This window comes from Aeromicrobium sp. PE09-221 (genome assembly GCF_002174305.1).
In the GTDB taxonomy this organism is placed as follows: domain Bacteria; phylum Actinomycetota; class Actinomycetes; order Propionibacteriales; family Nocardioidaceae; genus Aeromicrobium.
In genome coordinates, this window is the sequence record NZ_MIJB01000045.1 from 1 (window position 1) to 5,356 (window position 5,356).

The 5,356-nt window shown below is 55.7% G+C and carries 3 rRNA genes; all 3 read left to right on the forward strand.

Going from position 1 to position 5,356, the window contains the following annotated elements:
• Window positions 1–245: 245 nt before the first annotated feature.
• Window positions 246–1,765: ribosomal RNA gene (locus tag BHE97_RS18690) — 16S ribosomal RNA — on the forward strand.
• Window positions 1,766–2,100: 335 nt separating this feature from the next.
• Window positions 2,101–5,205: ribosomal RNA gene (locus BHE97_RS18695) — 23S ribosomal RNA — on the forward strand.
• Window positions 5,206–5,295: 90 nt separating this feature from the next.
• Window positions 5,296–5,356, forward strand: a 5S ribosomal RNA gene (rrf, locus tag BHE97_RS18700); the annotation flags it as partial.

Sequence of the window (5,356 nt, forward strand, 5' to 3'; positions counted from 1 at the left end):
ATGGGTTTTGGGGGTGGATTGATGTGTCTAGGATAGACAAGCTGGCTTCGACAGCTTCGAACGAGGGTCATGTCTGTGGTGTGCGTCTGATGTTTGATAACTCAACAGTGTGTCATTTAGTCGACGATTTTTTGAATTAATTAGGCGCTCATGGCCTTTTGGGGTTGTGGGTGTTTCGATTCCGAGACAGTTTACTGCCAGTTTTTGGTGGTTCTGTGTTTTGGGGTTGGGCTTTTTGTTGTTTTTCAACGGAGAGTTTGATCCTGGCTCAGGACGAACGCTGGCGGCGTGCTTAACACATGCAAGTCGAGCGGTAAGGCCCTTTCGGGGGTACACGAGCGGCGAACGGGTGAGTAACACGTGAGCAACCTGCCCTTCTCTTGGGGATAACCAGTGGAAACGCTGGCTAATACCCGATATGACTCTTGCACGCATGTGTGGGGGTGGAAAGTTCTGGCGGAGAGGGATGGGCTCGCGGCCTATCAGCTTGTTGGTGAGGTAGTGGCTCACCAAGGCGACGACGGGTAGCCGGCCTGAGAGGGTGACCGGCCACACTGGGACTGAGACACGGCCCAGACTCCTACGGGAGGCAGCAGTGGGGAATATTGGACAATGGGCGAAAGCCTGATCCAGCAACGCCGCGTGAGGGATGACGGCCTTCGGGTTGTAAACCTCTTTCAGCACCGACGAAGCGAGAGTGACGGTAGGTGCAGAAGAAGGACCGGCCAACTACGTGCCAGCAGCCGCGGTAATACGTAGGGTCCGAGCGTTGTCCGGAATTATTGGGCGTAAAGGGCTCGTAGGCGGTTTGTCGCGTCGGGAGTGAAAACTCAGGGCTTAACTCTGAGCGTGCTTTCGATACGGGCAGACTTGAGGGATGCAGGGGAGAATGGAATTCCTGGTGTAGCGGTGGAATGCGCAGATATCAGGAGGAACACCGGTGGCGAAGGCGGTTCTCTGGGCATTTCCTGACGCTGAGGAGCGAAAGCATGGGGAGCGAACAGGATTAGATACCCTGGTAGTCCATGCCGTAAACGTTGGGCGCTAGGTGTGGGGACCTTCCACGGTTTCCGTGCCGCAGCTAACGCATTAAGCGCCCCGCCTGGGGAGTACGGCCGCAAGGCTAAAACTCAAAGGAATTGACGGGGGCCCGCACAAGCGGCGGAGCATGCTGATTAATTCGATGCAACGCGAAGAACCTTACCTGGGTTTGACATATGCCGGACGACTGCAGAGATGTGGTTTCCCTTGTGGTCGGTATACAGGTGGTGCATGGCTGTCGTCAGCTCGTGTCGTGAGATGTTGGGTTAAGTCCCGCAACGAGCGCAACCCTCGTCCTATGTTGCCAGCACGTGATGGTGGGGACTCATAGGAGACTGCCGGGGTCAACTCGGAGGAAGGTGGGGATGACGTCAAGTCTTCATGCCCCTTATGTCCAGGGCTTCAAGCATGCTACAATGGCCGGTACAAACCGCTGCGAAGCCGTGAGGTGGAGCGAATCGGAAAAAGCCGGTCTCAGTTCGGATTGGGGTCTGCAACTCGACCCCATGAAGTCGGAGTCGCTAGTAATCGCAGATCAGCAACGCTGCGGTGAATACGTTCCCGGGCCTTGTACACACCGCCCGTCACGTCATGAAAGTCGGCAACACCCGAAGCCGGTGGCCTAACCCCTTGTGGGAGGGAGCCGTCGAAGGTGGGGCTGGCGATTGGGACGAAGTCGTAACAAGGTAGCCGTACCGGAAGGTGCGGCTGGATCACCTCCTTTCTAAGGAGCATATAGCGCAATCGTGCCTGTGGGTGTGGTTGTTGTTGTCGCTGTTGGTGCCCGTGTGTGGTGCCCGGTGGCTGCTCATTGAGTGGACGTCGACTGCGTTGCCTGTCTCTTTTGGGGTGGGTGCTCATCATGCATGCTGTTTGGGTGTGGTGGTGGGGGTGGCACACTGTTGGGTTATGAGGCATTGGGCGTTTGTCTGGTGGCTTGGTGGGGCTGCGTGGCTCTCATACCACTGCTGGCTGTGGCTGGTGGGTTTGGTGGGGGTTGTTCGTGGTGCCGGTGGTGTTTTGAGAACTTCATAGTGGACGCGAGCATCTTTGTAGTGTTGACAAGCTACTAAGTGCACATGGTGGATGCCTTGGCATCGAGAGCCGATGAAGGACGTTGGAGTCTGCGAAAAGCCCTGGGGAGTTGACAACCGAGCTGTGATCCGGGGATGTCCGAATGGGGAAACCCAGCACGAGTTATGTCGTGTTACCCGCGCTTGAATATATAGGGCGTGTGGAGGGAACGTGGGGAAGTGAAACATCTCAGTACCCGCAGGAAGAGAAAACAACCGTGATTCCGGGAGTAGTGGCGAGCGAAACCGGATGAGGCTAAACCTCAGGTGTGTGATAGCCGGCAGGCGTTGCATCTGGGGGGTCGTGGGGCCGTGCTGATCGTTCTGCCGGACGGTCGAAGAGTGAGAAACCATCAGTGAAGGTGAAGCGACTGGGATGTCGTGACAGAGAGGGTGAGATCCCCGTAGCTGTAAGCTGGTGGCTCTTGTGCGTGACCCCGAGTAGCACCGTACTCCTGAAATTCGGTGTGAATTTGGCGGGACCACCCGTTAAGCCTAAATACTCCTCGATGACCGATAGCGGACTAGTACCGTGAGGGAAAGGTGAAAAGTACCCCGGGAGGGGAGTGAAAGAGTACCTGAAACCATGTGCATACAATCCGTCGGAGCATTCCTTGTGGGTGTGACGGCGTGCCTTTTGAAGAATGAGCCTGCGAGTTAGTGTTATGTAGCGAGGTTAAGCCGTTGGGGTGGAGCCGTAGCGAAAGCGAGTCCGAATAGGGCGTTTGAGTTGCATGATCTAGACCCGAAGCGGAGTGATCTATCCATGGGCAGGTTGAAGCGCGGGTAAGACCGCGTGGAGGACCGAACCCACCTAGGTTAAAAACTGGGGGGATGACCTGTGGATAGGGGTGAAAGGCCAATCAAACTCCGTGATAGCTGGTTCTCCCCGAAATGCATTTAGGTGCAGCGTGACGTGTTTCTTGCCGGAGGTAGAGCACTGGATGGGCTAGGGGGCCTACCAGCTTACTGAACTCAGCCAAACTCCGAATGCCGGTAAGTGAGAGCGTTGCAGTGAGACTGCGGGGGATAAGCTTCGTAGTCGAGAGGGAAACAGCCCAGACCATCAGCTAAGGCCCCTAAGCGGTTGCTAAGTGGAAAAGGATGTGGAGTCGCAGAGACAACCAGGAGGTTGGCTTAGAAGCAGCCATCCTTGAAAGAGTGCGTAATAGCTCACTGGTCAAGTAATTCCGCGCCGACAATTTAGCGGGGCTCAAGCAATCCGCCGAAGCTATGGCATTCACACTTGTGATAGGCCTATGTGGTCCAGTCGTGTGGATGGGTAGGGGAGCGTCGTGTCGCGAGTGAAGCAGCCGGGTGACCGAGTTGTGGATGCGACACGAGTGAGAATGCAGGCATGAGTAGCGAATGAAGAGTGAGAAACTCTTCCACCGGATGACCAAGGGTTCCAGGGTCAAGCTAATCTTCCCTGGGTAAGTCGGGACCTAAGGCGAGGCCGACAGGCGTAGTCGATGGACAACGGGTTGATATTCCCGTACCGGCGATAGATCGCCCCTGGCGAGGTCAGTGATGCTAAGCACCCGAAGCCGTCTTCAGTCTCTTCGGAGACAGGGATTGGTGGAGCGTGTGACCCGAGCTGGTAGTAGCCAAGCGATGGTGTGACGCAGGAAGGTAGCTCATCCTCGGCGATGGTTGTCCGAGGGTAAGAATGTAGGGCTGACGGTAGGCAAATCCGCCGTCTGTGTGTCTGAGATTCGATGCCACTTCACCTACGGGTGTTGTGTGAGTGATCCTATGCTGCCGAGAAAAGCATCTAGCGAGATCTGTAGCCGCCCGTACCCCAAACCGACTCAGGTGGTCAGGTAGAGAATACTAAGGTGATCGAGTGAATCATGGTTAAGGAACTCGGCAAAATGCCCCCGTAACTTCGGGAGAAGGGGGGCCGGATACGTGAACACCCTTGCGGTGGGAAGCGTTGAAGGCCGCAGAGACCAGGCCCAAGCGACTGTTTATTAAAAACACAGGTCCGTGCTAAGTCGTAAGACGCCGTATACGGACTGACTCCTGCCCGGTGCTGGAAGGTTAAGGGGACGTGTTAGCCGCAAGGCGAAGCGCAGAACTTAAGCCCCAGTAAACGGCGGTGGTAACTATAACCATCCTAAGGTAGCGAAATTCCTTGTCGGGTAAGTTCCGACCTGCACGAATGGAGTAACGACTTGGGCGCTGTCTCAACCATGAACTCGGCGAAATTGCACTACGAGTAAAGATGCTCGTTACGCGCGGCAGGACGGAAAGACCCCGGGACCTTTACTATAGCTTGGTATTGGTGTTTGGTTCGACTTGTGTAGGATAGGTGGGAGACTGTGAAGCGGCCACGCCAGTGGTTGTGGAGTCATCGTTGAAATACCACTCTGGTCGTACTAGATATCTAACTTAGGTCCGTTATCCGGATCAGGGACAGTGCCTGGTGGGTAGTTTAACTGGGGCGGTTGCCTCCTAAAATGTAACGGAGGCGCCCAAAGGTTCCCTCAGCCTGGTTGGCAATCAGGTGTTGAGTGTAAGTACACAAGGGAGCTTGACTGCGAGAGTGACGGCTCGAGCAGGGACGAAAGTCGGGACTAGTGACCCGGCGCTGGCATGTGGAAGCGGCGTCGCTCAACGGATAAAAGGTACCCCGGGGATAACAGGCTGATCTTCCCCAAGAGTCCATATCGACGGGATGGTTTGGCACCTCGATGTCGGCTCGTCGCATCCTGGGGCCGTAGCAGGTCCCAAGGGTTGGGCTGTTCGCCCATTAAAGCGGCACGCGAGCTGGGTTTAGAACGTCGTGAGACAGTTCGGTCCCTATCCGCCGCGCGCGTAGGAAACTTGAGAAAGGCTGCCCCTAGTACGAGAGGACCGGGGTGGACGAACCTCTGGTGTGCCAGTTGTACCGCCAGGTGCACGGCTGGTTGGCTACGTTCGGAAGTGATAACCGCTGAAAGCATCTAAGCGGGAAGCACGTTTCAAGATGAGGTTTCCCACCCGTATGGGTTAAGGCCCCCAGCAGACCACTGGGTTGATAGGCCAGAAGTAGAAGCACAGCAATGTGTGGAGCTGACTGGTACTAATAGGCCGAGGGCTTGTCACTCAACACATACTTTTCGAGTTGTTCGCGTCCACTATGAGGTTCCCAGACCATCAACGGCTATTAATTGGATAGTTGGATGGTTGAGAGAGTTACGGCGACCATAGCGAAGGGGAAATACCCGGTCACATTCCGAACCCGGAAGTCAAGCCCT